General features: G+C 63.5%; 2 protein-coding genes. Both read left to right on the top strand.

Translation table 11 applies throughout. From position 1 onward, the window contains the following. The first annotated feature begins 486 nt into the window (after positions 1-486). The gene (gene flgF / locus DYI24_RS25650) at positions 487-1,248 is read left to right on the top strand and encodes a flagellar basal-body rod protein FlgF (protein WP_107345605.1); all 762 of its coding nucleotides are present in this window, start codon (positions 487-489) and stop codon (positions 1,246-1,248) included. Positions 1,249-1,260: 12 nt separating this feature from the next. Continuing rightward, the coding region (gene flgG / locus DYI24_RS25645; protein ID WP_164574313.1) for a flagellar basal-body rod protein FlgG at positions 1,261-1,986 on the top strand (726 nt) is incomplete at its 3' end.

Genomic DNA, 1,986 nt, shown 5'->3' with positions numbered 1-1,986 from the left:
CCGGCACCGCCGCCGAGCAGCAGCACGGCCGCCGCAGCGATGATGATCAGCTTCTTCTTGCTCTTTGGCGCCCCGCCTTCGGCGGCTTCGGCGCCTTCTTCCGGTTTCTCTGCGTCCGCCATCGGCCGAATCGCCCATATCCCAAAAAGCGAGCCGCAGCCGAGGCGAACCGTAAACGCGAGACTAACGCCGCCAGCGCCCAAGGCTCTGATGACACGACGCTATGGGGCAATGGTTAACGGAACCTTTCCACGACGGTGGCGGGTAGGAAGATTTTGCCGGCCGGTATGGTCAACAAGTCCTTTATTGCCGGCCCAGCCGCTCCCTTAAAATGAGCAAGCTACTGATTTAGATGAATTTTCTGATTTGGCACGAGCTTCGCTAGGTATCTGGTGAGCCGCGCGCTTGGGAGAGCGCCTGCGGTTCGCACGATCCACCACCGGTCTGGGAGGACTTGGCGGCGGGTCATTCAAGGGAGAACCACCGATGGAGAATGCACTTCTCGTCGGACTGTCACGGCAGGTCGTGCTCGAACGGCAGATGGATGTCGTCGCGAACAACCTCGCCAATCTCAACACCAACGGCTTCAAGGCGGAGCGGTCGGTGTTCCAGGAATTTCTTAACACCGGCGCGCACGAGGACAATTTTGCGCGGCCGGACCGGCGCGTCAGCTTCGTGCAGGACCGCGCCACCTACCACGATCTGTCGACCGGCGCGCTGCAAGAGACCAAGAACCCGCTCGACGTCGCGATCGACGGCAAGGGCTTTCTGGTGGTGCAGACGCCGCAGGGCGAGCGCTTCACCCGCGACGGATCGCTGACGATCAACGCCCAGGGCCAGCTCGTGAACGGCTCCGGCTTCCCGGTGCTCGGCACCGGCGGCCCGATCGTGATCCAGCCGACCGACAAGGAACTGTCGATCTCGTCCGACGGCCGCGTCAGCGTGGTCGAAGGCACCTCGATCATCGACTCGCTGCGCGGCAAGCTGCGGGTGGTGACGTTCGACCGGCCGCAGAGCCTGATCAAGCAGGGCGGCAATCTGTTCGCAGCCACATCCGACCAGGGCACGCCCGACACCAAGTCGATGCTGCGCCAGGGCTATGTCGAGAAGTCGAACGTCAACTCGGTCCTCGAAATGACCAAGATGATCGACGTCACCCGAACCTACACCCAGATCTCGGCGATGCTGCAGCAGGAGAGCGAGCTGCGCAAATCCGCGATCGAGAAACTCGCCGAAGTGCCGGCCTAACGGAGACTGACCATGCGCGCACTCTACACTGCGGCGACCGGGATGGCGGCCCAGGAGCTCAACGTTCAGGTGATCTCCAACAACATCGCCAACATGCGCACCACCGGCTTCAAGAAGCAGACGGCGCAGTTTCAGGACCTGATCTACGATCACGTCCGCCGCGTCGGCGCACAGGCGTCGGACCAGGGCACGATCCTGCCGGTCGGTGTCGACATCGGTGGCGGCGTCAAAACCGTCGGTACGCCGCGGCTGATGACCCAGGGCACGCTGTCGCCCACCGGCAACGATCTCGACCTCGCGGTGCGCGGCGAAGGCTTCTTCAAGATCCAGATGCCGGACGGCACCTTCGCCTACACCCGCGACGGCTCGTTCACCAAGGACAACACCGGCCGCATGGTCACGGCCAACGGCAACCCGGTGCAGCCGACCATCACCGTTCCGAACGGCGCGACCAGCATCACTGTCGCGGCCAACGGCCAGGTGTCGGTGACGATCTCCGGTTCGACCACGCCTACCGTGATCGGCCAGATCGGCCTGACCCGTTTCATCAACAAGGCCGGCCTGCAGCCGCAGGGCGACAACCTGTTCATCGAAACCCCGGCGTCCGGCACGCCGCAGGACGGCATCGCTTCTGCCGACGGTCTCGGCGACATCATGCAGAAGACGCTGGAGATGGCGAACGTCGAAGTGGTGACGGAAATCTCCGACCTGATCTCTGCGCAGCGGGCCTACGAGATG

It is taken from the genome of Rhodopseudomonas sp. BR0C11, from assembly GCF_010820945.1.
In the GTDB taxonomy this organism is placed as follows: Bacteria; Pseudomonadota; Alphaproteobacteria; order Rhizobiales; family Xanthobacteraceae; genus Rhodopseudomonas; species Rhodopseudomonas palustris_H.
This window is presented reverse-complemented; position numbering and strand designations above follow the sequence as displayed.

What these genes read in the sequence shown, in the direction of transcription:
- flgF (WP_107345605.1), top strand. Translation starts at nt 487, where the DNA reads ATGGAGAATGCACTTCTCGTCGGACTGTCACGGCAGGTCGTGCTCGAA.